We start from the raw sequence: 24,085 nt of genomic DNA, 5'->3' as shown, positions 1-24,085 counted from the left end.
CCCTGCTACCCAGCACACCGGCACGCCCGTATGCTCGGCGCCATGAGTACCTCCCCTGCCCCCAGTGCGCTGCTGCTGCGCCGGCTCGCCGCGCTGTTCTACGACTTTTGGGTCTGCGTGGCCCTGTGGCTGCTGCTGTCGCTGCTGTTCACCCTGGCCTTCAACCTCAGCGGGCACGGCGTGCGGGAAAACATCGCGCCCTTCAGCGCGTGGCAGTGGGGCCTGTGGGCCTGCTGCTGGCTGACCACCGGTGCCTATGCGGTGCTGAGCTGGCGCCGGGGCGGGCAGACCCTGGGCATGCGGGCCTGGAAGATTGCCGTGGTCGACCCCGCGGGACGGCCAGCCACAACCAAGGCCCTGTGGCGGCGCTTTGCCTGGGGCGGGCTGTCGCTGCTGGCCTTCGGCGCCGGTTTCTGGTGGGCCTTGCTGGACCGCCAACGGCTGGGCTGGCATGACCGCGCCAGCGCCACCCGGCTGGTACGCCTGCCGCCGCGCTGATCAACCCACCTTGCGGCGGAAAATGAACCCGGAGATGGCCAGCATCACGATTGGCGGCAACGCATAGGCGATGCGGTAATCAAAGCGCAAGGCGCCGGCCATCCGCCCGAAGAACATCTGCAGCAGCCAGAAGCCCAGCGCAAACAGGATACCCAGGAACAGGCGCTTGCCCATGCCGCCGGAGCGCAGCGAGCCGAAGGCAAACGGCACCGCCGCCAGACACAGCGCCAGCACGTTGATCGGGTAGAACCAGCGGCTCCAGTAATTGTCCTCGTAATCGCGCGCATCCAGCCCGTTGCGCTTGCGGTACTCGATGCTGGAGCGCAGCTCGGCCGCCGACAGGTTGCGCGGTCGGGCCAGCCCGGCCGCCAGCGCGGTGGGGTCCAGCTGTGAATCCCAGGCCTGCTGGTCGATCACCTCGCGGCTGGCCGAGCGCTCGCCCAGCAGGTCACGCCGCACCTGGTGCAACGACCAGCCCTGGCCATCATGGCGAGCCGTTTCGGCATAGGTGACTTCGGCAAGCTGCCCGTCGCTGCCCAGCCGGTACAGCCGTACCTGGTTCAGCACCAGCTCGCTGCCGCCGGTGGCCGACAGCCGTTCCTCACCGCTCTGTGCATTGAGGAAGGTATCGCCCTCGCGTGCCCACAGCCCGGAATAACGGGCCATGGTCAGGTCGGTATTGGCGCGCGCACTGTTGCGCAGCAGGTCCGCCCGGGCCTGGCCCCACGGCCCCACGGTTTCGCCGCTGACCACCATCAGCGCGGTCAGCAGCGACAGCGCAATGGCCACCGACAGCGCCAGCCGCCGGCGCGACAGCCCCAGCGCGCGCAGCGCGGTCAATTCCGAAGTGGCAGCCAGCTGGCCCAGGCCCATCAACGAGCCGATCACCGCCGCCATCGGGAACAGGGTGTAGGCACGGCGCGGCACGGTATAGGCCACCCAGGCAATCGCATGGCCGATGCTGTAGCTGCCCTTGCCCAGCTCCTCGAACTCACCGGACAGCGCCAGCACCACATCCAGGCCGAGCAGTACCGCCCAGGTGGCCAGCACCGTCAGCAGCACGGTGCGGCCGATATACAGATCATGCAGTCGTGGCCGCAGCATCATGCCTTGCCCTTGTTGCGGCCCATGCGGCCATCACGGAAATACAGCCACAGCGAAAACGCCAGCAGCGGCAGGGTCAGCCACCACAGGCCCACGAAGGCCGGCAGGCTGCCCTTGGCCAGCCACTGGGCGCCGACAATCATCAGGTTCACGCCCAGCAGGTAGGCCAGAAACGCCAGCATGACCTTGCCGTAACGCTGCTGGCGCGGCGCGCTGCGCGACAACGGCACCGCCAGCAGGGCAAATGCCAGCGCCAGCAACGGCGGAGCAAGCCGGGAATGCAGCTGGGCCACCGCGGCCAGGCTGCCATCGCCGAGCAGGGCCAGCGTCGAGCGCAGGGCCGGATCATCCTGCTCACGCACCTTTTCACGGTCAGGCAGGGCAATTTCGTTGGCGGCAAAGCGCATCAGGCGGTAATCCAGCTCACCAGCCAACGGCCCCTCCACCTGGTGGCCATCCTCCAGCCGCAGGAAGCGCCGCCGCTCGCCCTCGAAATACATCCGCCCGCCCTGCGCACTGACCACCTCGAAGCGGTCCTCCCGGGGCCGCTGCATGAAGACCTGGCCCAATGAGCGGCCGTCCTCGCCCAGCGTGGAAACGTAAACGATGCCACCGCCGGAAAGCGGGGTGAACCGCCCCGGCTCCAGACCGGCCAGCAGCACACTGCGGTTGGCCTGCTCGATCTGCTGCTGCGCAGTGCGCTCGGCCCAGGGCCCCAGCCACAGCGAACAGGCCGCCACCAGCGCGACCACCGGCAGCACCAGCATCAGCACCGGGCGCAGCAGCCGGCGTGGGCCGACCCCGACCGCGGTGAGCACCGCCATTTCCGAATCGCGGTACAGCCGGCCAACGGCCAGCGCCAGCCCGAGCATCAGGGCCATCGGCACGATCAACGGCAAGTAGACGATGAACTGCAGCCCCAGCTGGCTCAACAGCAACGCCGCTGGAACCTGGCCATCGGCAATCCGGCCCAGCAGATCGACCAGCACCCCGCCGGCACTGACCACCAGCAGCACCAGCAGGGTCGCCAGAAAGCTCTGGATGAAGTCGCTCAGCAGGTAACGATCAAGCTTGGACATCGGGTCGGTGGTTTAAACTCTATGATTTGGTTCGCGGCGCCCCCGACCACCCGGGCCGGGCACAAGCTCGCGATTGTACGGATTTGCCAACGGAATCTGATCAATGGCCCTTCAATTCACCCTGAACACTGTAACCCCGTCCACCGTCAACGCCGATTGCGTGGTGGTGGGCCTGTTTGCCAACGGCAGCCTCAGCGCCAGCGGCAGCGCGCTGGACACTGCCAGCAACGGCGCCCTGACCCGGCTGATCAGCCGCGGTGACCTCAGCGGCAAGGCCGGCAGCACCACCCTGCTCCACGACCTGCCGGGGATCACCGCCCCGCGCGTGCTGGTGGTGGGCCTGGGCGATGCCGCCAAACTGAACGCTGCGGGCTACATCAAGGCCATCGGCGCCGCGATCAAGGCACTGAAGACCGGTGCGGCCAAGCGCGTGGCGCTGACCCTGGCCGAACTGTCGGTGCCCGGCCGTGACAGTGCCTGGGCGATCCGCCAGGCGGTGATCGCCGCCGACCACGCCGCCTACCGCTACAACGCCACCTTCGGCCACAAGAAGGCCGAGACCGGTGGCGTGGCCGAGGTGCTGGTGCAGGGCGATGACGCCGCCGCGCTGGCCACCGGCATCGCCATTGCCGCAGGCGTGGAGTACGCCCGCGAACTGGGCAACCTGCCGCCGAACATCTGCAACCCGGCCTACCTGGCCCAGCGCGCGACCGAATTCGCCGCCGCCCACGACGGCGCCGAAGCCGAGATCCTGGAAGAGGCGCAGATGCAGGCGCTGGGCATGGGCTCGCTGCTGGCCGTGGCCCGTGGCTCGGCCAACCGCCCGCGCCTGGTGGTGCTGAAGTGGAACGGTGCGACCGACAAGTCCGCCAAGCCCTATGTGCTGGTCGGCAAGGGCATCACCTTTGATACCGGTGGCGTCAACCTGAAGACCCAGGGCGGCATCGAGGACATGAAGTTCGACATGTGCGGTGGCGCCAACGTGTTCGGCACCTTCGTCGCCGCGGTGAAGGCAAAGATGGCGGTCAACTTGGTGGTGGTGATCCCGGCAGTGGAAAACGCCATCGACGGCAACGCCTACCGTCCGTCGGACATCATCACCTCGATGTCGGGCAAGACCATCGAAGTGGGCAACACCGACGCCGAAGGCCGCCTGATCCTGTGCGACGCACTGACCTATGCCCAGCGCTTCGAGCCGGCCGCGCTCGTCGACGTGGCCACCCTGACCGGCGCCTGCATGGTTGCCCTGGGCCGCGTGGCTGCCGGCCTGATGACCCATGACGACAGCCTGGCCAACGAGCTGCTCAGCGCCGGCGAGAACGTGCACGACCGCGCCTGGCGCCTGCCGCTGTTCGAGGAATACCAGCCGCTGCTGGATTCCAGCTTCGCCGACGTCTACAACATCGGCGGCCGCTGGGGCGGCGCGATCACCGCCGGCTGCTTCCTGGGCCGCTTCACCGAAGGCCAGCGCTGGGCCCACCTGGACATCGCCGGTGTCGCCGACGAGGACGGCAAGACCGGCATGGCCACCGGCCGCCCGGTCGGCCTGCTGACCCAGTGGCTGCTGGACCGCGCCGCGTAAGCAAAACCGGGGTCAGGGTGCCTTTTGCTGGCAAAAGGCACCCTGACCCCGCCCCCTTTCCTTCTTCCTTCCCGTGAGCTGATGCGCGCCGACTTCTACCTGATCGCCAAGCCGCGTTTTGCCGGCCAGCCCCTGCTGCTGGTCTGCGAGCTGTGCCGCAAGGCCAATGACGCCGGCCTGGCTACCCTGGTGCTGGCGCGCGACAGTGCCCAGGCCGAGGAACTGGACGACCTGCTGTGGTCGTTCAACCCGGATGCCTTCATCCCGCACCAGATCGCCGGCAGCGACGAGGATGAGGAAGAAGCGCTGGTGCTGATTGCCGCACCCGGCCAGCAGGCAGGCCTGCGCCCGCTGGTGATCAACCTGCGTGACGCGGCCTGGATGGAGCCCTGCGACCGCGTGCTGGAAGTAGTGCCCGATGACCCGGCCGCGCGCGAGCCACTGCGCGAGCGCTGGCGCCAGTACAAGGCCGCCGGCTATACCCTCAACAAGTACGACATGTAAGGAACGCCCCATGCGCCTGTTGATTGCCATCGTGCTGCCGTGGTTTGTCTTTTTCACCATTGGCCGCCCGTTTGCCGGCATCCTCTGCCTGCTCCTGCAGATCACCCTGATCGGCTGGCTGCCGGGCGCCATCTGGGCCGCCTACGCGGTCAGCCAGTACCACACCGATAAAAAGATCGCCCAGGCGCTCAAGCGCTGAAGCGGCCCCTTCCCCACCTTTCGACCGTTGCCACCATGACCACCCTCGCCTCCAGCTACGACCCCAAATCCTTCGAAACCGCACTCTATGAGCGCTGGGAGAAGGCCGGCCATTTCAAGCCGTCCGGCCAGGGCGAGCCGTACACCATCCTGCTGCCGCCGCCGAACGTGACCGGCACCCTGCACATGGGCCATGCCTTCCAGCAGACCCTGATGGACGCACTGATCCGCTACCACCGCATGCGTGGCTACGACACCCTGTGGCAGGTCGGTACCGACCACGCCGGCATCGCCACCGAGATGGTGGTCAGCCGCAACCTGGCCCTGGAAGGCAACGGTGAAACCCGCGATTCGCTGGGCCGCGACGGCTTCATCAACAAGGTCTGGGAGTGGAAGGCGCACTCGGGCAACGTGATCGAAGGCCAGATGCGCCGCCTGGGCACCTCGGCCGACTGGTCGCGTTCGACCTTCACCATGGATGCCGGCCCGAGCGAGGCGGTGATCGAGTCGTTCGTGCGCTGGTACGAGCAGGGCCTGATTTACCGCGGCCAGCGCCTGGTCAACTGGGACCCGGTGCTGAAGACCGCCATTTCCGACCTGGAAGTGGAAAACGTCGAGGAAGACGGCTTTTTGTGGTCGATCCGCTACGCGCTGGCCGATGGCGCCAGCTACGAGCACGTGGAAACCGATGCCGACGGCAACGAGACCCTGCGCGAAGTGCGCAACTACCTGACCGTGGCCACCACCCGCCCGGAAACCCTGCTCGGCGACACCGCCGCGATGGTCCACCCGGAAGACGAGCGCTACAGGCACCTGATCGGCGCCGAGGTGATCCTGCCGATCACCGGCCGCCGCGTCCCGGTGATTGCCGATGACTACGTGGACCGTGAATTCGGCACCGGCGTGGTCAAGGTCACCCCGGCCCACGACTTCAACGACTACCAGGTCGGCGTGCGCCACAACCTGCCGCTGATCAACCTGTTCACCGTCACCGCGACCCTCAACGAGAACGCCCCGGAAAAGTACCAGGGCCTGGACCGTTACGAGGCGCGCAAGGTCATCCTGGCCGAGCTGGAAGCAGCCGGCCTGCTGGTCGAGGCCAAGCCGCACAAGCTGCAGGTGCCGCGCGGTGACCGTACCGGCCAGGTGATCGAGCCCTACCTGACCGACCAGTGGTTCGTGAAGATGGACGGCCTGGCCAAGCGCGGCCTGGAACTGGTCGAGAACGGTGACATCCAGTTCGTCCCGGGCAACTGGATCAACACCTACCGCCACTGGATGGAAAACATCCAGGACTGGTGCATCTCGCGCCAGCTGTGGTGGGGCCACCGCATCCCGGCCTGGTTCGATGAAGCCGGCAAGATCTATGTCGGCCGCAACGAGGCCGAGGTGCGTGAAAAGAACAATCTGGGCAGCGATGTGGTGCTGAACCAGGACAGCGACGTGCTGGAGACCTGGTTCTCCTCGCAGCTGTGGCCGTTCTCCACCCTGGGCTGGCCGAACGAGCAGGCCATGGCCGAGCGCGGTTTCGAGCGCTACCTGCCGTCCAACGTGCTGGTCACCGGTTTTGACATCATCTTCTTCTGGGTGGCCCGCATGATCATGGCCACCGACAGCTTCACCGGGCAGATCCCGTTCAAGGACGTCTACATCACCGGCCTGATCCGCGATGCGCAGGGCCAGAAGATGTCCAAGTCCAAGGGCAACGTGCTCGACCCGCTGGACATCATCGACGGCATCACCCTGGAAGAGCTGGTCGCCAAGCGCACCCGCGGCCTGATGCAGCCGAAGATGGTGGAGAAGATCGAGAAGGCCACGCGCAAGGAATTCCCCGAGGGCATCATCGCCCACGGTGCCGACGCGCTGCGCTTCACCATCGCCGCGCTGGCCACCCACGGCCGTGACATCAAGTTCGACATGTCCCGTGCCGAGGGCTACAAGAACTTCTGCAACAAGCTGTGGAACGCCAGCCGCTTTGCGCTGATGAATACCGAGGGCGCCAGCTTCACCGGCACCCCGACCCCGCGCACCGATGCCGAGCGCTGGATCCTGGCCCGTCTGGATGCAGTGGCCACCGAAGCGGCTGGCCATTTCGCCGGCTACCGCTTCGACCTGCTGGCCCAGTGCCTGTACGAATTCGTCTGGAACGAGTTCTGCGACTGGTTCCTGGAACTGAGCAAGCCGGCCCTGCAGGGCGACCTGAGCACTGAAAACGCCCAGGCCGACGCCCAGTCCACCCGTCACACCCTGCTGCACGTGCTCGAAGCGGTGCTGCGCCTGCTGCACCCGCTCACTCCGTTCGTGACCGAGCAGCTGTGGAAGGAAGTAGCCCCGCGTCTGGGTATCACCACCGAGACCCTGTCGCTGCGCCCCTACCCGAGCGCCGGCGAAGTGGCCGGTGAGTTCGCCAGTGCCGAAGCCGATGTGGAATGGCTCAAGGCCATGGTCAGCGCGCTGCGTCGCGTGCGCAGCGAGCTGGGTGTGTCGCCGTCCAGGCAGATCGGCCTGCTGCTGCAGGGCGGCGTGGCTGCCGACCGTGGCCGCATCGAACGCTTCACCTCGCAACTGCGCTTCCTGCTCAAGCTCGAGTCCATCACCTGGCTGGCTGACGGCGAGACCTGCCCGCCGGTGGCCCCGGCCGTGGTCGGCGAGCTCAAGCTGCTGGTGCCGCTGGAAGGCCTGGTCGACCTGGATGCCGAGCGCGTGCGCCTGGACAAGGAAATCGCCCGCGTGTCATCGGAGAAGGACAAGAGCGAGGCCAAGCTGGCCAGGTTCACCGACAAGGTGCCGGCGGCAGTGGTCGAGCAGGAGCGCGTGCGCCTGGCCGACTGGAGCACCCAGCTGGCCGGCCTGCAGGAACAGCGCGCCAAGCTGTAAGGCCACAGTGGGAGCCGGCACGCCGGCTCCCTGCCCTGCACCCTGCAGCAACAACGCAAACGACAAAGGCGCCGCAGGGCGCCTTCTGTCTGTGCGTCACCACCAACGGGCGGCGGCTGGAGTCGGTTACAGCGGCGGCATCTTGTCGATATCGGCATCCAGCAGCTCGATCGCCATCACGATCGCATCCTCGCGGCCGTTGTTGGCGGCCGGGTAATAGCGCGGACGGCGGCCGATCTCGTTGAAGCCCTCGCTCTGGTACAGCGCGATCGCCTTCGGGTTGGACGGGCGTACCTCCAGGAACACCCGCTGGGCCTGGTGCTTGCGCGCAGCATCCAGCAACGCACGCAGCAACAGGCGGCCATGGCCGCGCGACTGCACCAGCGGGTCGACGCAGACATTGAGCACATGCGCCTCGTCAGCGGCGACACTGAGCAGGCCATAGCCAATGATCTGGCGCCCGTGCTCCAGCACCCACGCACTGTAACCGGAGGCCAGGCAATCGATGAAAATGCCGCGCGTCCACGGGAACGGATAAGCGCGCTGCTCGATCGCCATAACCGCATCCAGATCCTCGCCACGCATGCAGCGCAGTACCGGGGCGTCCACCGCGCGGACCATGTTCAACGCTCGCCACGCTGGCGGCGCAGCGCGCGCAGCTGCGGCCACAGCGCACGCTTGGCCGCCGGGTTGGCGCGCAGTTCGTCCAGGGGCCAGCTGGCCATCAGCGCCTGGGTGGCCGGCTCGTTCGGGTTCTGACCGGAGGCACGCAGCAGGGCCAGCATCAGCTTGTCGGGTACACCGGCGAGCCGGCTGCTCCGGCCGCGCCGGGACGCTGGCATATCCGGGGCGGGCGGCAGCGGCGGAGCGGGCAGCGCCGCAGAGGCGATCGGCCTGGGGGCCGGCACCGGCTCAAGCGGAGGCCGGGAAGAACGCAGCGCGGACTCGGGCACATTGTCAAAACGCGGCGCAGAGCGCGCCGGGCCGGCGGGCGGCCAGACAATGCTGGACGCCTCGGCATACACCGTCAGCCCCATCGCGCCCAGCCACAGGTGCTGCTCGCTGCTCCACAGCCCCTGCCCTTCCATCCTCAGCCGGCCTCCGCCTTGCGACGGTTGAACAAGGCCATCAACGGGCCGGACAGCGCATACAGCACGCCGACGGCCAGCAAGGCACGCGGCAGATCCAGCGCCAGGATCGCAATGATCACCGGCACCAGTACCAGCGCCACGAACGGCACCCGGCCGCCGCGCGGCCCCTCCGAACTGCCCTTGAAACTCCAGAAACGGATGCGGCTTACCATCAGCAGCGCGGCCACGATGGTCACCGTCAGCGCCACATAACGCAGCTGCTCACCGTTCCAGCCCAGCTTGCCATCGGCAAAGGCCCAGACGAAGGACATCATCAGGCCTGCTGCGGCCGGACTGGCCAGGCCGACAAACCAGCGCTTGTCCACGCTGCCGACCTGGGTATTGAAGCGCGCCAGCCGCAACGCGGCGCAGGCGGCATACAAAAACGCCACCGCCCAGCCCAGGCGGCCATAAATGGCGCCATCCAGTGGCAGCGAGGACAGCGACCAGTGGTACATCACCAGGGCCGGTGCCATGCCGAAGCTGACCAGGTCTGCCAGCGAGTCGTACTGCACGCCGAACTCTGAACTGGTGCCGGTCATGCGCGCCACCCGGCCATCCAACCCGTCCATCACTGCCGCAACGAACACGGCAATGGCGGCATTGACGAAGTCGCCGTTGGCCGCGGCGATGATGGCGTAAAAACCGGCAAACAGCCCACCGGTGGTGATCAGGTTGGGCAACAGATAGATGCTGCGCGAACGCTGCGCGGTGTGAATTGGGTCCATCATTGAAGTGTAATCGCTTGCCAGCCCGCTGGGGCGATGGTGCAATCAGCCATTGTCGCCGGAGGATCCTGCATGCGCGCGTTGACCCTGATTGTTCCCCTGTTGCTGGCTGCCTCGCTGGCCCAGGCCCAGTCCAGCACCGTTTATCAATGGAAGGACGCCAATGGCGTGACCCAGTATTCCGAGCGCCCGCCCCAGGGCCGTCAGGCCGAATCGCGCCGGATCAGCCACCGCGGCAGTGTTGGCGAGGCTGTCCCGGCAGCAACCCGGGAAGCCCCGGCCTGCACCAGCGCCCGCAGCAACCTGGCCCTGCTCCAGGGCAGCGGCCCGGTCGGCCGCGACAGCGATGGTGACGGCGTGCCCGATACCGCACTGAGCACCGAAGAGCGCGCCAGTGCCAGGCAGCAGGCGGAAAAGGACGTGGCCAACTTCTGCCCCGTCCAGGGCTGAGCAAGCGCCCGCCTCCTGCCTGGACTGTGCCGATCAACGGCCTCGCCCGGTGCGGGGCCGTTGGTTTTTTCGTTGATTTTCCGCTACTGCCCGCTGCAGTGGCAAAATACCCCCATATTGCCTGAGCCTAGATTTCGCCATGCGCCTGTCCCAGTTCCACCTCCGCACCACCAAGGAAACCCCCGCCGACGCCGAGCTGGCCAGCCACAAGCTGATGCTGCGTGCCGGCATGATCCGCAAGCTGGCCTCGGGCCTGTACAGCTGGTCGCCACTGGGCCTGCGCGTGCTGCGCAAGGTGGAGGCCATCGTGCGTGAGGAAATGAACCGTGCCGGCGCGGTGGAACTGCTGCTGCCGACCATCCAGCCCAGGGAGCTGTGGGAAGAAACCGGGCGCTGGGAGAAATTTGGCGGCCAGCTGCTGAAAATCACCGACCGCAAGGAACAGCACTACTGCTACAGCCCGACGGCGGAAGAGGCGATCACCGATTTTGCCCGCCAGGAACTGTCCAGCTACAAGCAGCTGCCGGTCAATTTCTACCAGATCCAGACCAAGTTCCGCGATGAGATCCGCCCGCGTTTCGGCGTGATGCGTGCGCGCGAATTCCTGATGAAGGACGCCTATTCCTTCCATCTGGATGACGCCAGCCTGGTGGCCGAATACGAAAACATGAAGGCGGCCTATACCCGCATCTTCACCCGGCTGGGCCTGGAGTTCCGCGCGGTGCAGGCCGATTCGGGCGCGATCGGTGGTGATGCCTCGCAGGAATTCCACGTGATTGCCGATTCCGGCGAGGACGCGCTGGCCTTCTCCACCGCATCGGATTATGCGGCCAATGTCGAAGCGGCCATCGCCGCCGATCCGGCGCCGCGCCCGGCCGCCAGCCAGGCAATGCACAAGGTCGCCACGCCGACGCAGAAGACCTGCGATGCCGTGGCCGAACTGCTCGGCATTACGCTGCAGCAGACGGTCAAATCCGTTGCCGCCGTGACCGCTGCCGGCCAGTTCGTGCTGGCTCTGGTGCGCGGTGACCATGAAGTCAATGACATCAAACTGGGCAAGCTGGAAGGCATGGCCGATTACCGCCTGGCCAATGAAGCGGAAATTGTCGCCCACCTGGGTGCACAACCCGGCTTCCTCGGCCCGGTGGCCCCGCAGCAGGCCATCCGCGTGATTGCCGACCGCGATGCCGCCGCGCTGGCGGATTTTGTCGTCGGCGCCAATGAAAACGGCTTCCACCTGGCCGGCGTGAACTGGGGCCGCGACCTGCCCGAGCCGGAAGTGGCCGATATCCGCAACGTGGTGGCCGGTGATCGCGCACGTGACGGCGGCGAACTGAAGCTGGCCCGTGGCATTGAGGTTGGCCATGTATTCCAGCTCGGCCGCCAGTATGCCCAGGCACTGAAGGCCACCGTACTGGATGAAAACGGCAAGGCCCAGGTCATGGCCATGGGCTGCTACGGCATTGGTGTTTCGCGCATTGTCGCCGCTGCCATTGAACAGAACCACGACGAGGCCGGCATTATCTGGCCCGAATCGATGGCGCCCTGGCAGGTGGTGGTGTGCATGATCAACCCGAAGAACGATCCGGCCGTGACCGCTGCTGCGCAGGACCTGGTCACCGAACTGCAGGCCAAGGGCCTGGATGTGGCCCTGGATGATCGCGGCCTGCGCCCGGGTTCGATGTTTGCCGATATCGAGCTGATCGGCATCCCGCATCGTGTCGTGGTTTCAGAACGCGGCCTGGCTGCCGGGACGTTCGAATACCGCAGCCGGCGCGCCAGCGAGGCCGAGAATCTGGACCGGGAGCAGTTGCTGGCCCGGCTGGGCTGATTATCCGCGCCAGGGATTTTTGCAAACGGCCGCTTTTGCGGCCGTTTTCACAGTTCCCATCCAGCGGATAATCATTAACTGTCTAGGCAAAGTGGCGGCAGCCGTTTATGCTCAGCGCGCTGCCACGGACTGGCGCAATTATCCATTCCATTATCCGGAGTAGCCCATGAGTTTTGACATCAACAGCATCAACGGCCTGTCGGCCCGCGAGCTGAAGGCCCTGATCCGCACCGCCCAGAAGCAGCAGGAACTGGTCTCCAAGCGTCCGGCCGTGACCAAGGTCCGCGCCCAGATCAACAAGATCCTGCGCGAATCGGGGTATTCGATTGCCGAACTGTATGGCGTTGATGTTCCCGCTCCGGCACCGCGCGGCCGCAAGCCGGGCAAGGTCGCCAAGAAGGCCGCGGGCACCAAGGCCGCGAAGAAGGGCAAGAAGACCGGCGTGGTCGCGCCGAAATATCGCGATCCGGCCGATGCCAACAACCAGTGGACCGGCCGTGGCAAACCGCCGCGCTGGATGGCCGCCTATCTTGCCAAGGGCAGGAAGAAGGAAGACTTCCTGATCTGAGCAGGCCACCGCAATCACACTGCCCCCCGGGCAGAAACGATTGCAGCTGCAGAAAAAACGCCGGCATTGCCGGCGTTTTTATTTTCCCCTTACAGGTTCTGGTTCTTGCGTGCGGGCAACAACAGGTTGCCGAACAACAAGCCGGCCACCAGGGCCATGACCACACTGAGCACCGCGACAAAAGCGCTTTGCCCGGCCACCACGTCCTGGCGCTGGACCAGGTCCATTACCCCGCGCAGGCTGGTACTGCCGGGCACCAGGATGATGATGCCAGGCAGGCGTACGATCGCACCCGGGCGCCTTAAAACCCGCCCGAACAGATTGCCTGCGGCCGTCAGCAGCATCGCGGCGAGGAAAATCCCGGCCATCACGCCCCAGGCACGACCGGCATAGGTGGAAATGCTGTAACCGGCAAATACCGCCAGGATCACCCACGGCCAATCGCGCAGGCTGGCCTTGAACACCATCGCAAAAGCAATCGCCGCCACCAGCAGCGAGGCCCATTCCACCGAGTCCGGCTGCGGCCGCCACGCGCGCACCACCGGCTCGATGCCGATCGCGCCGGCAACGGTGACCGCAATGACCGCCCCGACGGTCAGTTTGAGCACGATGGTCAATGCCCCGGCAAAACGTGCCGTGCCCGATATCCAGTGCTGGCTGGAAAGCTCGTTGACCGCATTGGTCAGCATCAGACCGGGCAACAACACCACCAGCGAGGCAATGATCACCGAATTCAGGTTCAACGGCCCGATGAAGGCAGCCACCAGCACCGCCACAAAACCGGCCAACAGTGCCGAAAGTGCCTCACTGGCCTCGCGGGTGGCCAGTCGGCGGTCGGCATACAGGGTCAATACCCCGATCAGCACGCCGATGAAACCGGCAGTGGCGATATCCAGCCAGGGCAGCCGCCACAGCCCGGCCACCGCCGCCGAGGTCAGGCCAAACGAAAACGCCATGAATGCCTTGTCGCGCCGGCGCATCGGCAGGTCGAGCTGGCGCAGCGCGGTATGCCCCTGGGCGATGCTCATCTGGCCATTGGCCACCGCCTCGGCAATCCGGTCGGCAGCGGCCAGCTTGTGCAGGTCGTTGTCCCCCGGGCCAAGACGGATGACCCGGGTGATGTCCGAGGAGCCGATCGCCTTGGTCGGGTCGGAAAAGCTCAGGATCAACCCGGTCGGGCTGGACCAGGGCTCGCAATCAAGCACCAGCTGTTGGGACAGGGCCACCACCGCCGCCTCCAACCGCTGCGCGGTGGTTCCGTAACGATGCAGGCGTGCGGCGATTTCGCAGACAAACGCAACGCGCTGGGCGTAGGTGGCCTGATGGACGGAGGCTGGGCTGGATGACATGCGGCAGATTATCCCGTACCAGGGGCCCGCACTTCACCTGCCGGGCAGACAAACAGCCGCTATGCTTGTGCGGTGAATGATCCTGCTGCCAACCCATTGCCGGAAACCACGCTCGATGCACAGGGCACGCTGCACCTGCGCGGGCGCTGGACCCTGGTCAATGTCAGCGCCATGCAACAGGCCAGCCGCAATCCGGGCGCGCCCTTCAAGCAGATCGACGCCCGTGGCGTCAGCGCGCTGGATTCGGCCGGGGTGCTGCAGCTGTTGCATGTACTGGAGGAAAACCAGCTGGACACCGGGCAGCTGCTGGTAGCTCCCCGTCACCAGGCACTGTTGTGCACGATCGACGAGGTGGCCGAGGACCGTCCCGGCCGCACCCGCAGCTATGGCCTCAACGCCGCTCTGGCCCGCCTCGGTCAGGCCGTATACCGCACTTACCACGACATCATCGCGCTGATCGGTTTTCTCGGAGAGAACCTGGCCAAACTGGCGCGCCTGATCAGCCAGCCCAGGCGCTTCCGGGTCACCGCCACGGTGGCGCAGATGGAGCAGGTCGGCCTGGATGCGGTGCCGCTGGTGGCGCTGCTGTCGTTCCTGGTCGGCGCGGTGGTGGCCTTTCTCGGTTCCACCATCCTGCGTGATTTCGGCGCCGAGATCTTTGTCGTGGAACTGGTCAACATCGCCTTCCTGCGCGAGTTCGGCGTGCTGCTCACCGCCATCGTGCTGGCCGGACGCACCGCCAGCTCGTTTACCGCGCAGATCGGGGCGATGCAGTCGCGCGAGGAAATCGATGCGATGCGGGCGCTGGGCCTGGATGTGATCGACCTGTTGGTGCTGCCGCGGCTGATTGCAATGCTGGTGATGCTGCCGCTGCTGACCTTCATCGCGATGATCGCCGGCCTGGCCGGCGGTGTCACCGTCGGTGCGTATGCGCTGGATATCCCGCCGCAGATGTACCTGGCCCGCATGCATGACACCATCGAGGTCCGTCACCTGCTGGTCGGGCTGGCCAAGGCGCCGTTGTTTGCCACCGTGATTGCCCTGATCGGCTGCCTGGAGGGCCTGAAGGTCACCGGCAGCTCGCAGTCGGTGGGCGAACGCACCGCCGCTTCCGTGGTACAGGCCATCTCGCTGGTGATCGTGCTCGATGCCTTTGCCGCGATCTGGTTCATGCAGATGGACTGGTAAGCGATGACTGGCGCGCATCCGACCATCCAACCGGATCCGGCCCCCGAGGTCGTGGTCCGTGTCAGTGGCCTGGTCAACCGTTTCGGCAGCCAGCTGGTGCATGACGGGCTGGATCTGGAAGTCCACCGTGGTGAGATCCTCGGCATTGTCGGCGGCTCGGGCAGCGGCAAATCGGTGTTGATGCGCAGCATCGTCGGCCTGCGCCGGCCCAGTGCCGGCAGCATCCAGGTACTGGGCGCACAGGTACCGCCCGGGCCACAGGACGACCCCCACCACGTCCAGCGCAATACCGGCATCCTGTTCCAGGACGGTGCGCTGTTTTCTTCCCTGACCGTGGGCGAGAACGTGCAGGTGCCGCTGAAGGAGCACCACCCGGAACTGTCCGAGCGCTGGCTCTACGAACTGGCCCTGCTCAAGGTCAAGCTGGCCGGCCTGCCGGCCGATGCGCTCCACAAGCTGCCCGCCGAGCTGTCCGGTGGCATGCGCAAGCGCGCCGGCCTGGCGCGGGCGCTGGCGCTGGACCCGCCGCTGCTGTTCCTGGACGAGCCTACCGCCGGGCTGGACCCGATCGGTGCGGCCGGCTTCGACCAGCTGGTGCTCACCCTGCAGCAGGCACTGGGCCTGACCGTGGTGGTGATCACCCATGATCTGGATACCCTGTATGCGGTCTGCAACCGGGTCGCGGTGCTGGCCGACAGGAAAGTGATTGCCTGCGCACCGCTGGCGCAGATCGAACAGCTCGACCACCCCTGGGTGCAGGACTATTTCCATGGCCCGCGCGCGCGCGCCGCGCAGCAGGCAGCACAGAAGAAGGATTGATGATGGAAACCCGTGCCAATTTCGTCCTGATCGGTGTTTTCACCCTGCTCAGCGCCCTGGGCCTGCTCGGCTTCGGCCTGTGGGCGGCGAAGTTTTCCTCCGAGCGCAACTGGCAGCTCTACCGGGTGGTGTTCACCGAAGCGGTGACCGGCCTGAGTGTCGGCAGTCCGGTGCAATACAACGGCATCGCAGTCGGCTCGATCACCGACCTGGAACTGGATCCCCGTGACCCGCGCAAGGTCATCGCCCAGCTGCGCCTGAATGCCTCCACCCCGGTCAAGACCGATACCCAGGCCAAGCTGGCGATCAGCAGCCTGACCGGCCCGCCGATCATCCAGCTCACCGGCGGCAGCCCGCAGGCACCACGCCTGGTCGACAGCAGCCGGCAGGCAGTGCCGCAGATCACCACCGCCCCGTCGGCGCTGCAGAACATCTCGGCCACGGCCAACCGCATCGTCGAACGGATGGACCAGATCCTGTCCGATGCCAATGTCGCCAGCATCAGCACCACCCTGCAGCACCTGGAGACGATCAGTGGCAACCTGGCCAGCCGCGACCAGGGCACCCAGGCACTGCTGATCAGCGCACGTGATGCCGCACGCAAACTGGAAACCACCCTGGACACCACCAATACCGCCATCGGCCGGCTGGACCGCGACCTGGTCCAGCAGCTGCCACCGTTGCTGGACAAGCTCGACACCACCCTGACCAAACTCGATTCGGCCGCCGGCAATGCCGATGGGATCCTGGGCGAGAACCGGGCGGCGATCAACAGTTTCGCCAACGAGGGGCTGGGCCAGCTCGGACCGACGCTGACCGAGCTGCGCGGCCTGATCGGCGACCTGCGCCAGGTGACCGAACGGCTGGAAAACAACCCAGCCGGCTACCTGATGGGCCGCGAAACCCCCAAGGAGTTCGACCCACAATGAAGATCCAGCAGACCCTGTCCGCCCTGTGCCTGCCGATCCTGCTGGCCGGCTGCGCCCTGCTCGGCGGCGGCAAGCCCCGGCACATCACCGTCTACACCCCGCTGACCACCCAACTGGACAGCAGCAGTGCGCAGTGGCCGCAGGTGGACTGGCAGCTGGGCATTGCCAAACCCGCCGCCGAGCGCATGCTCGACAGCCCGCGCATCGCGGTACGACCGCAGGCGCAGCAGTTGCAGGTCTACCGCGGCGCCACCTGGTCGATGCCGGCCACCGACCTGCTGGAAACCAGCGTGCTGCGCGTGCTCGAGGACTCGGGCAAGGCCCCCGGCGTGGCCCGGCTGAGCAGCGGCCTGCGCGCCGACTACCGGCTGCTGCTGGACATCCGCCGCTTCGAGGCCGACTACGCCGGCCATGCCACCCCGCAGGCAACCATCGTGGTCAATGCCAAGCTGCTGCACAGCGCCAGCCAGCGCCTGGTCGGCAGCCACACCTTCAGCCAGGCCGTACCGGCTGCAGGCACGGCCATCGAGCAGGTCGTCCCGGCCTTTGAACAGGCACTGGGCCGAATCAGCCAGCAGATTGCGGGATGGAGCCTGCAGCAGGGTCAGCAACACGCCGGTAGTCTGCCGGACTCAACCCATCAGCAATGATGCATGCTGGTCCGGGCAAGCCGCCGGGCTGACCCGGCAACGACCGAGCCCATCCCGCGTCCGCTCCCCGTGCACCACACGCAAGGGCCGCGGGCAGTACATTTGCCCATGGCGGCGGCTGCCCCGAGAATAGGACCCGGTGGCCTGCCATGATCAGCGGCCACCGCCCTTTTCTGTCAGCCGTGTCTGGATGAACCTGTTGATCTCCCACCTGCGCCGGCAGGTTTACCACCTCGGCCGCGCCGTCTTTCGCTCCCTGCCCCTGTCTGATGGCCAACGTGACCGTCTGCGCACGCTCGTACTGTCACGCGCCCGACATTGGGTCCCACAGCCACAGCAGGGCCAAGTCGACAAGAACGGCCATACCCGGCAGCAACTGCGCCTGCGGGCCGACGAACCGGCCATCGGCCATGTTGCCCATGAGCTGGGGGAACTGCCCGAACCGATGCCGGCAACCCTGGTGGCGTTTTATCTGCCGCAATTCCACACCTTTGCCGAAAACGACGTCTGGTGGGGGAAAGGCTTCACCGAATGGCGCAACGTCACCCGGGCCCTGCCCCAGTTCGAAGGCCACGTCCAACCCCGGCTGCCGGCCGACCTGGGCTTTTATGATCTGCGCAACCCCCAGGTCATGCGTGACCAGGCTCGCCTTGCGGCCGAGTACGGCATTGGCGCCTTCTGCTTCTACTTCTACTGGTTCAGCGGCCGCACCCTGATGGAAGTGCCGCTGCGCCAATGGCTGGACGATGCCAGCATCGAGCTGCCTTTCTGCCTGTGCTGGGCCAACGAGAACTGGGCCCGGCGCTGGGACGGGCGTGACCACGACATCCTGATCGCCCAACAGCACAGCGCCGAAGATGACCTGGCCTTCATTGCCCACGTTGCCGACTACCTGCGCGACCGCCGCGCACTGAAGGTGGATGGCAAGCCGATGCTGCTGGTCTACCGACCCCACCTGTTGCCCGATGCGCGGGCCACGGCCGCACGCTGGCGCACCTGGTGCCGCGACAACGGCATCGGAGAAATCCACCTGGCCTATGTCCAGGGCTTCGAGCGCCCGGATCCTCGCGACATCGGCTTTGATGCCGCCGTCGAGTTCCCGCCGAACATGAGCAACCCGCAGGACATCGGTGGCCGCCAACGCCTGATCAACCCCGACTTCCGGGGTGACGTGCGAGACTGGCGCGAACTGGCCAGCGAAATCGCCGCCCGCCCCCTGCCTTCTTACACGTTGTACCCCGGCGTGAACCCCGGCTGGGACAACGAAGCGCGCCGCTCGGGCAAGGGCCGCATCTACCTGCACGCCTCACCGCGTGGCTACCGTGACTGGCTTCATACCACCATCCACCAGCGGCTCAAGGAAACCCCGGCCAACCAGCGCCTGGTCTTCATCAACGCGTGGAACGAATGGGCCGAAGGCGCGGTGCTGGAGCCGGATGCCCGGCTGGGGCATGCCTGGCTGCAGGCCACCCGGCAGGCACTGCAAGCCCCGCCTCAAGACAGTGTGCCGATGCGCCCCTGTGCCGTCATCCATGCCAGTTGCGCCGAAGAATTGGCCAACCTGCTTGCTGCCTTGCAGGCTGCCGGCCTGCCGTGGCGGGTGGTGGTCACCACCACCAAGGAGCAGCGCGAACGAATCGATGCGATCACCGCGCAGAGCAGCCTGGGCATCGAAACCTACACCGTGCCCGGGCAAGGCCGCGACATCCTGCCGTTCCTGGAAATGGCCGGACGCTTGCTTGATGAAGGCGAGCAGGTGGTACTCAAGCTGCATGCCGACAACACTCGCCAGCGCGGGCAAGGCAGGCAGATGATCCCACGGCTGCTCGCAGCACAACCGACGCAGCAGGTCTTTGCCGCCTTCCAGGCCAATCCGGCCTTGGGCATGGTTGCCCCGGAGGGGCAGCTCAAACCATGCCCTCCCCTGGGCCACACACAGGCCGATCGTCTGAACTCACTGTCGGTACGTCTGGGCCTGACGGAAACTGACCACACCCCGCTCGATGTCATTGCCGGCGGCATGTTCTGGGTACGCCTGCAGGCCCTGAGGCCGATCTTGGATGCCCATCTGCCGCGTTCAATGTTTGAAGCCGGCAATGCCGGGCACGATGGCAACAGTACCGGGGCACTGGAATCACTTCTCTGTCTGGCATCGCAGCAGGCCGGTTATCAGTGCATTGACACGCTACAGTTGCCCGGAAAGTAAACGGTGATGACACCGCGCCAGCCTTGCACGCTGGTCTGCGCGGGAGGGCTGTCACAGGCCGGGGAAACCGCCCGGCCTGTGGCTGCAGCCTGGCTCAGCTGAAGGCAACGCCGGTCTTTGCCTGTAGCTCCTCACGTCCTACACCCGGCGCTGTCTCGACCAGTTTCAGGCCTTCGGCGGTGACATCAAACACTGCCAGATCGGTGATGATGCGGTTGACCACACCCACGCCGGTCAGCGGCAGGGTGCATTCGGGCAGGATCTTGTGCTCGCCATTCTTGGCGGTGTGCTCCATCAGCACCACCACGCGCTGCACGCCGGCCACCAGGTCCATCGCTCCGCCCATGCCCTTGACCATCTTGCCCGGTACCATCCAGTTGGCGATATCACCCTTGTCGGTGACCTGCATCGCGCCGAGGATGGCCAGGTTGATATGGCCGCCGCGGATCATCGCAAAACTGTCGTGGCTGCCGAAGTAACTGGCCCCGGCACGCGCGGTCACCGTCTGCTTGCCGGCATTGATCAGGTCGGCATCCAGCTCGGCCTCGGTCGGGAACGGGCCGATCCCGAGCAGGCCGTTCTCGCTCTGCAGCCAGACATCCATGCCCTCGGGGATGTGGTTGGCCACCAGGGTCGGCAGGCCGATGCCCAGGTTGACGTAGGCACCATCGGTCAGTTCACGGGCCGCACGGGCGGCCATTTCATCACGGGTCCAAGCCATGGTCAGTTGCCCTCCGCACGCACGGTGCGCTGTTCGATGCGTTTTTCCGGCGTGGAATTGACCACGATACGATGGACATAGATACCCGGCAGGTGGACCTGGTCCGGGTCGATCGCACCGACCTCGACCAGCTCCTCGACCTCGACCACGCACACCTTGCCGGCCATCGCGCAGGCCGGGTTGAAGTTGCGTGCGGTCTTGCGGAACACCAGGTTGCCGGCGGTGTCGGCCTTCCAAGCCTTGACCAGGGCCACATCGGCACGCAGGGCGGTTTCCAGCACGTAGTGCTTGCCGTCGAACTGACGGGTTTCCTTGCCATCTGCCACTACCGTGCCGTAGCCGGTGGCGGTGAAGAAAGCCGGAATGCCGGCACCGCCAGCGCGCAGGCGCTCGGCCAGGGTGCCCTGCGGGTTGAATTCCAGCTCCAGTTCACCGGACAGGTACTGGCGCTCGAATTCCTTGTTTTCGCCCACATAGGACGAAATCATCTTCTTGATCTGGCGGGTGGCCAGCAGCTGGCCCAGGCCGAAGCCATCGACACCGGCATTGTTGGAAATGGCGGTCAACCCGCTCACCCCAGTGTCGCGCAGGGCGGCAATCAAGGCCTCCGGGATGCCACACAGGCCAAACCCGCCTACCGCCAGGGTCTGGCCATCGGCCACTAGGTCAGCCAGTGCGCTGGCCGCGTCGGGGTACAACTTGCCTTTGCGCATGGCGCCGGCGGAAGAAGCATCGGTCATGGGCCGTACTCGTCAAAAAGGTTGTCAGGGGATTCTAGCCATCGCCAGGCACCCCACCTGCTGTACTTTCGTCCACTCGTCCACGCCTTGGTAAAGCTTGTGCGAGCTACACTTGGCACCTGCAATCCCAAAGTGAATGTGCATGAATCACCCTGCCTTCAAAGCATATGACATCCGCGGCCGTGTGCCCGACCAACTCAACACAGATCTGGCCACCCGTATCGGCATTGCCTTGGCATCCCAGCTGGATGCCGGCCCGGTGGTGCTGGGCCGCGATGTCCGCCTGAGCAGCCCGCAGCTGCAGCAGGCGCTGGCCGATGGCCTGCACGCGGCCGGGCGCGAGGTGATCGACATCGGCCTGTGCGGCACCGAGGAAGTCTACTTCCAGAGCGCGCACCTGCAGGCCGCCGGCGGGGTGATGGTGACCGCCAGCCACAACCCGATGGACTACAACGGCATGAAGCTGGTGCGCGAAGGCGCCCGGCCGATCAGTGGCGACACCGGCCTGTTCGAGATCCGCGACCAGGTCCTGGCCATGCCGGCCCCTGCCATCGACGGCCCGGCACCGATGCAGGCCCATCCGGACAAGTCGGCCTATATCGCCCACTTGCTCGGCTACGTGGACGTGGCTGCGCTCAAACCGCTGAAGATCGTCACCAATGCCGGCAACGGCGGGGCCGGCTCGATCATCGACCTGCTCGCTCCGCACCTGCCGCTGCAATTCATCCGCCTGCAGCATGAGCCGGACGGCAACTTCCCCAACGGCATTCCCAACCCGCTGCTGCCGGAAAACCGTGCCGCCACTGCCCAGGCGGTGCTCGAACACGGGGCCGACTTCGGCATTGCCTGGGACGGTGATTTCGACCGCTGCTTCTTCTTCGACCACAGCGGCCGCTTCATCGAGGGCTACTACCTGGTCGGCCTGCTCGCCGCCACCCTGCTGGCCAAGGAACCCGGCGGCAAGGTCATCCACGACCCGCGCCTGACCTGGAACACCGTCGACATGGTCCAGGCCCTGGGCGGGCAGCCGATCCAGAGCAAGACCGGGCACGCCTTCATCAAGGAACGGATGCGCGCGGAAAATGCCGTCTATGGCGGCGAAATGAGCGCCCACCATTACTTCCGTGATTTCGCTTACTGCGATTCGGGCATGATCCCCTGGCTGTTGATCGCCAGCCTGGTCAGCACCAGCGGCCAGTCCCTGGCCCAGCTGGTGGAAGACCGCATGGCCGCCTATCCCTGCAGTGGCGAGATCAACTTCCAGGTCGATGATGCCGCTGCGGCCATCGCCCGGGTGATGGCGGCCTTTGCCCCGTTGCAGCCAGCCGTCGACCAGACCGATGGCATCAGTGCCGATTTCGGCGACTGGCGTTTCAGCCTGCGCAGCTCCAACACCGAACCGCTGCTGCGGCTGAATGTCGAAGCCCGGGGTGATGCCGCACTGATGCAGCAGCGCACCGAACAGATCCAGCAATTGCTCAAAGCCTAATCCAGGAGATTTCCATGCAGCCGATTTTGCCAGTCATTCTTTCCGGTGGTTCTGGCACCCGCCTGTGGCCGTTGTCGCGCGAATCCTACCCCAAGCAGTTCCTGCCGCTGGCCGATGAAAAGACCATGCTCCAAGCCACCTGGGAGCGGGTCGCCGCCCTGGCCACACAGGCCCCGATCGTGGTGGTGAACGAAGCCCACCGCTTCGTTGCCGCCGAACAGCTGCTGCAGGTCGGCGCGCGGCCGCAGGCCATCCTGCTGGAGCCGGTCGGCCGCAATACCGCCCCGGCCATTGCCGTGGCCGCACTGGAAGCCATTGCCGATGGCAGCGACCCGTTGCTGCTGGTGCTGGCCTCGGACCACGTGATCACCAACACGACAGCCTTCCATGCGGCAGTGCTGGCGGCCGCACCTGCCGCCACCAACGGCAAGCTGGTCACCTTCGGCATCGTGCCGAGCGGCCCGGAAACCGGCTACGGCTACATCAAGGCGCAGGGCAACGACGATGTGCGGCCGGTCGAGCGCTTTGTCGAAAAGCCCGACCTGGCCACCGCCCAGGACTATGTGGCCAGCGGCGATTACTTCTGGAACAGCGGCATGTTCCTGCTGCGTGCCTCGCGTTACCTGGAAGAGCTGGAGCACTTTGCACCGGAGATGGCAGCCGGCTGCCGCCAGGCCTTCGCCGCAGCCGTACGCGATGCCGACTTCACCCGCCTGGACAAGGAGCACTTTGCTGCCATTGCCGGTGATTCCATCGACTATGCGGTGATGGAGAAGACCGCCGATGCCATGGTGATTGCCCTGGACGCCGGCTGGAGCGACGTCGGCTCATGGTCGGCACTGCGCGATGTCTCCCCCCGTGATGCCGATGGCAATGCCACCCGCGGCGATGTGATCGCCATTGACTGCCGCAACAGCTATGCCTATGGCGAACATCTGATCGCCATGGTCGGCCTGGACAATGTGATCGTGGTGCAGACCGACGATGCGGTTCTGGTGGCCGATGCCGACAAGGTCCAGCAGGTCAAGGACGTGGTCGCCCGGCTCAAGGCCGAAGGCCGGCCCGAGGCCAACTGGCACCGCAAGGTCTACCGCCCCTGGGGCGCCTACGATTCGATCGACCATGGCGAGCGCTTCCAGGTCAAACGGATCACGGTCAAGCCCGGCGGCACCCTGAGCCTGCAGATGCACCACCATCGTGCCGAGCACTGGATCGTGGTCAGCGGTACCGCCGAGGTTACCCGCGGCGATGACGTCATCCTGCTCACCGAAAACCAGAGCACCTACATCCCGCTGGGGGTGACCCACCGCCTGCGCAACCCCGGCAAGCTGCCGCTGGAACTGATCGAAGTGCAGTCCGGCAGCTACCTCGGCGAGGATGACATCGTCCGTTTCGAGGACACCTACGGGCGTGCCTGATTCCCGGCACCCTGCCTCACGCGCATC

23 protein-coding genes are annotated in these 24,085 nt (G+C 66.0%); 15 read left to right on the top strand and 8 right to left on the bottom strand.

The annotated features are described in order from the left end of the window. The first annotated feature begins 42 nt into the window (after positions 1 to 42). Complete coding sequence (locus tag ABB25_RS11100; RefSeq protein ID WP_057666802.1) at positions 43 to 498, top strand: RDD family protein; 456 nt, start codon at positions 43 to 45, stop codon at positions 496 to 498. Here ABB25_RS11100 and lptG read toward each other — a convergent pair whose 3' ends face one another. Both lptG and lptF read right to left on the bottom strand, forming a co-directional pair. After that, complete coding sequence (gene lptG, locus ABB25_RS11095; protein ID WP_057666782.1) at positions 499 to 1,605, bottom strand: LPS export ABC transporter permease LptG; 1,107 nt, start codon at positions 1,603 to 1,605, stop codon at positions 499 to 501. Then, complete coding sequence (lptF, locus tag ABB25_RS11090; protein ID WP_057666780.1) at positions 1,602 to 2,681, bottom strand: LPS export ABC transporter permease LptF; 1,080 nt, start codon at positions 2,679 to 2,681, stop codon at positions 1,602 to 1,604. The genes lptG and lptF overlap by 4 nt, the downstream gene beginning before the upstream one ends. A 103-nt stretch (positions 2,682 to 2,784) precedes the next feature. Between lptF and ABB25_RS11085 the strand changes: the two genes are divergently transcribed. The 4 genes from ABB25_RS11085 (at position 2,785) to ABB25_RS11070 (ending at position 7,842) form a co-directional block, all read left to right on the top strand. After that, entirely contained in the window at positions 2,785 to 4,263 is a 1,479-nt protein-coding gene (locus tag ABB25_RS11085) for a leucyl aminopeptidase (protein WP_057666778.1), read from the top strand. A 78-nt stretch (positions 4,264 to 4,341) separates the two neighbouring features. Further along, complete coding sequence (locus ABB25_RS11080) at positions 4,342 to 4,767, top strand: DNA polymerase III subunit chi (RefSeq protein WP_057666800.1); 426 nt, start codon at positions 4,342 to 4,344, stop codon at positions 4,765 to 4,767. Positions 4,768 to 4,777: 10 nt separating this feature from the next. After that, positions 4,778 to 4,966 carry a YqaE/Pmp3 family membrane protein gene (locus tag ABB25_RS11075; protein WP_057666776.1) on the top strand — a complete coding sequence of 63 codons (189 nt, stop codon included), beginning with the start codon at positions 4,778 to 4,780 and terminating at the stop codon, positions 4,964 to 4,966. A gap of 35 nt (positions 4,967 to 5,001) precedes the next feature. Then, on the top strand, positions 5,002 to 7,842 hold the full coding sequence (locus ABB25_RS11070) for a valine--tRNA ligase (protein WP_057666774.1): 2,841 nt from the start codon (positions 5,002 to 5,004) through the stop codon (positions 7,840 to 7,842). A gap of 126 nt (positions 7,843 to 7,968) precedes the next feature. Here ABB25_RS11070 and rimI read toward each other — a convergent pair whose 3' ends face one another. Genes rimI through pssA form a run of 3 tightly spaced genes read right to left on the bottom strand, consistent with a single transcriptional unit; the run spans position 7,969 to position 9,700 of the window. Further along, complete coding sequence (rimI, locus tag ABB25_RS11065; RefSeq protein ID WP_057666772.1) at positions 7,969 to 8,463, bottom strand: ribosomal protein S18-alanine N-acetyltransferase; 495 nt, start codon at positions 8,461 to 8,463, stop codon at positions 7,969 to 7,971. Between the two features lie 2 nt (positions 8,464 to 8,465). After that, entirely contained in the window at positions 8,466 to 8,930 is a 465-nt protein-coding gene (locus tag ABB25_RS11060; protein WP_057666771.1) for a hypothetical protein, read from the bottom strand. A 2-nt stretch (positions 8,931 to 8,932) separates the two neighbouring features. Next, positions 8,933 to 9,700 (bottom strand): CDP-diacylglycerol--serine O-phosphatidyltransferase, encoded by a 768-nt coding sequence (gene pssA, locus ABB25_RS11055; protein WP_057666799.1) that lies wholly within the window; start codon positions 9,698 to 9,700, stop codon positions 8,933 to 8,935. Positions 9,701 to 9,772: 72 nt separating this feature from the next. Between pssA and ABB25_RS11050 the strand changes: the two genes are divergently transcribed. The 3 genes from ABB25_RS11050 to ABB25_RS11040 all read left to right on the top strand — a co-directional run bounded on the left by ABB25_RS11050 (position 9,773) and on the right by ABB25_RS11040 (position 12,549). Further along, on the top strand, positions 9,773 to 10,150 hold the full coding sequence (locus ABB25_RS11050; protein WP_057666769.1) for a DUF4124 domain-containing protein: 378 nt from the start codon (positions 9,773 to 9,775) through the stop codon (positions 10,148 to 10,150). Between the two features lie 139 nt (positions 10,151 to 10,289). Next, positions 10,290 to 11,981: a proline--tRNA ligase gene (locus ABB25_RS11045; protein ID WP_057666767.1), complete on the top strand. Its 1,692-nt coding sequence runs from the start codon at positions 10,290 to 10,292 to the stop codon at positions 11,979 to 11,981. 166 nt (positions 11,982 to 12,147) lie between these two features. Next, a complete protein-coding gene (locus tag ABB25_RS11040; RefSeq protein WP_057666764.1) occupies positions 12,148 to 12,549 on the top strand; it encodes an H-NS histone family protein in 402 nt (133 codons plus the stop codon). An 89-nt stretch (positions 12,550 to 12,638) separates the two neighbouring features. On the opposite strand, the gene ABB25_RS11035 is transcribed toward ABB25_RS11040, so the two are convergent. Beyond that, a complete protein-coding gene (locus ABB25_RS11035) occupies positions 12,639 to 13,898 on the bottom strand; it encodes a threonine/serine exporter family protein (protein WP_057666762.1) in 1,260 nt (419 codons plus the stop codon). A gap of 72 nt (positions 13,899 to 13,970) precedes the next feature. Between ABB25_RS11035 and ABB25_RS11030 the strand changes: the two genes are divergently transcribed. From ABB25_RS11030 to ABB25_RS11010, 5 genes are all read left to right on the top strand, one after another. After that, entirely contained in the window at positions 13,971 to 15,086 is a 1,116-nt protein-coding gene (locus tag ABB25_RS11030) for an MlaE family ABC transporter permease (RefSeq protein ID WP_244477811.1), read from the top strand. 3 nt (positions 15,087 to 15,089) lie between these two features. Beyond that, the gene (locus ABB25_RS11025; RefSeq protein ID WP_057666758.1) at positions 15,090 to 15,905 is read left to right on the top strand and encodes an ABC transporter ATP-binding protein; all 816 of its coding nucleotides are present in this window, start codon (positions 15,090 to 15,092) and stop codon (positions 15,903 to 15,905) included. 2 nt (positions 15,906 to 15,907) lie between these two features. Next, positions 15,908 to 16,834, top strand: a complete 927-nt coding sequence (locus tag ABB25_RS11020; RefSeq protein WP_057666756.1) for an MlaD family protein — start codon at positions 15,908 to 15,910, stop codon at positions 16,832 to 16,834. After that, complete coding sequence (locus tag ABB25_RS11015) at positions 16,831 to 17,484, top strand: ABC-type transport auxiliary lipoprotein family protein (protein WP_057666753.1); 654 nt, start codon at positions 16,831 to 16,833, stop codon at positions 17,482 to 17,484. Before ABB25_RS11020 ends, ABB25_RS11015 begins: the two co-directional genes overlap by 4 nt. A gap of 190 nt (positions 17,485 to 17,674) precedes the next feature. Next, on the top strand, positions 17,675 to 19,690 hold the full coding sequence (locus ABB25_RS11010) for a glycoside hydrolase family 99-like domain-containing protein (protein WP_057666751.1): 2,016 nt from the start codon (positions 17,675 to 17,677) through the stop codon (positions 19,688 to 19,690). A gap of 94 nt (positions 19,691 to 19,784) precedes the next feature. On the opposite strand, the gene ABB25_RS11005 is transcribed toward ABB25_RS11010, so the two are convergent. Together ABB25_RS11005 and ABB25_RS11000 are read right to left on the bottom strand one after the other, a co-directional pair. Then, positions 19,785 to 20,411 (bottom strand): CoA transferase subunit B, encoded by a 627-nt coding sequence (locus tag ABB25_RS11005; protein WP_057666749.1) that lies wholly within the window; start codon positions 20,409 to 20,411, stop codon positions 19,785 to 19,787. 2 nt (positions 20,412 to 20,413) lie between these two features. Then, positions 20,414 to 21,151, bottom strand: a complete 738-nt coding sequence (locus ABB25_RS11000; RefSeq protein WP_057666747.1) for a CoA transferase subunit A — start codon at positions 21,149 to 21,151, stop codon at positions 20,414 to 20,416. A 142-nt stretch (positions 21,152 to 21,293) separates the two neighbouring features. On the opposite strand from ABB25_RS11000, the gene ABB25_RS10995 reads away from it, so the two are divergent. Both ABB25_RS10995 and ABB25_RS10990 read left to right on the top strand, forming a co-directional pair. Further along, on the top strand, positions 21,294 to 22,640 hold the full coding sequence (locus tag ABB25_RS10995) for a phosphohexomutase domain-containing protein (RefSeq protein ID WP_057666745.1): 1,347 nt from the start codon (positions 21,294 to 21,296) through the stop codon (positions 22,638 to 22,640). 14 nt (positions 22,641 to 22,654) lie between these two features. Then, positions 22,655 to 24,058, top strand: a complete 1,404-nt coding sequence (locus ABB25_RS10990) for a mannose-1-phosphate guanylyltransferase/mannose-6-phosphate isomerase (protein WP_057666743.1) — start codon at positions 22,655 to 22,657, stop codon at positions 24,056 to 24,058. The last annotated feature ends 27 nt before the right edge of the window (positions 24,059 to 24,085 follow it).

Source organism: Stenotrophomonas koreensis (assembly GCF_001431525.1).
Classification (GTDB): domain Bacteria; phylum Pseudomonadota; class Gammaproteobacteria; order Xanthomonadales; family Xanthomonadaceae; genus Stenotrophomonas; species Stenotrophomonas koreensis.
This window is presented reverse-complemented; position numbering and strand designations above follow the sequence as displayed.

Coding starts and splice junctions, on each gene's coding strand:
- ABB25_RS11050 (WP_057666769.1), top strand. CDS start 9,773: ATGCGCGCGTTGACCCTGATTGTTCCCCTGTTGCTGGCTGCCTCGCTG.
- ABB25_RS11025 (WP_057666758.1), top strand. CDS start 15,090: ATGACTGGCGCGCATCCGACCATCCAACCGGATCCGGCCCCCGAGGTC.
- ABB25_RS10995 (WP_057666745.1), top strand. CDS start 21,294: ATGAATCACCCTGCCTTCAAAGCATATGACATCCGCGGCCGTGTGCCC.
- pssA (WP_057666799.1), bottom strand. CDS start 9,700: ATGGACCCAATTCACACCGCGCAGCGTTCGCGCAGCATCTATCTGTTG.
- lptF (WP_057666780.1), bottom strand. CDS start 2,681: ATGTCCAAGCTTGATCGTTACCTGCTGAGCGACTTCATCCAGAGCTTT.
- ABB25_RS11035 (WP_057666762.1), bottom strand. CDS start 13,898: ATGTCATCCAGCCCAGCCTCCGTCCATCAGGCCACCTACGCCCAGCGC.
- ABB25_RS11085 (WP_057666778.1), top strand. CDS start 2,785: ATGGCCCTTCAATTCACCCTGAACACTGTAACCCCGTCCACCGTCAAC.
- ABB25_RS11060 (WP_057666771.1), bottom strand. CDS start 8,930: ATGGAAGGGCAGGGGCTGTGGAGCAGCGAGCAGCACCTGTGGCTGGGC.
- ABB25_RS11020 (WP_057666756.1), top strand. CDS start 15,908: ATGGAAACCCGTGCCAATTTCGTCCTGATCGGTGTTTTCACCCTGCTC.
- ABB25_RS11100 (WP_057666802.1), top strand. CDS start 43: ATGAGTACCTCCCCTGCCCCCAGTGCGCTGCTGCTGCGCCGGCTCGCC.
- ABB25_RS11000 (WP_057666747.1), bottom strand. CDS start 21,151: ATGACCGATGCTTCTTCCGCCGGCGCCATGCGCAAAGGCAAGTTGTAC.
- ABB25_RS11075 (WP_057666776.1), top strand. CDS start 4,778: ATGCGCCTGTTGATTGCCATCGTGCTGCCGTGGTTTGTCTTTTTCACC.
- ABB25_RS11015 (WP_057666753.1), top strand. CDS start 16,831: ATGAAGATCCAGCAGACCCTGTCCGCCCTGTGCCTGCCGATCCTGCTG.
- ABB25_RS11040 (WP_057666764.1), top strand. CDS start 12,148: ATGAGTTTTGACATCAACAGCATCAACGGCCTGTCGGCCCGCGAGCTG.
- lptG (WP_057666782.1), bottom strand. CDS start 1,605: ATGATGCTGCGGCCACGACTGCATGATCTGTATATCGGCCGCACCGTG.
- ABB25_RS11005 (WP_057666749.1), bottom strand. CDS start 20,411: ATGGCTTGGACCCGTGATGAAATGGCCGCCCGTGCGGCCCGTGAACTG.
- ABB25_RS11010 (WP_057666751.1), top strand. CDS start 17,675: ATGAACCTGTTGATCTCCCACCTGCGCCGGCAGGTTTACCACCTCGGC.
- ABB25_RS11045 (WP_057666767.1), top strand. CDS start 10,290: ATGCGCCTGTCCCAGTTCCACCTCCGCACCACCAAGGAAACCCCCGCC.
- ABB25_RS11070 (WP_057666774.1), top strand. CDS start 5,002: ATGACCACCCTCGCCTCCAGCTACGACCCCAAATCCTTCGAAACCGCA.
- ABB25_RS10990 (WP_057666743.1), top strand. CDS start 22,655: ATGCAGCCGATTTTGCCAGTCATTCTTTCCGGTGGTTCTGGCACCCGC.
- rimI (WP_057666772.1), bottom strand. CDS start 8,463: ATGGTCCGCGCGGTGGACGCCCCGGTACTGCGCTGCATGCGTGGCGAG.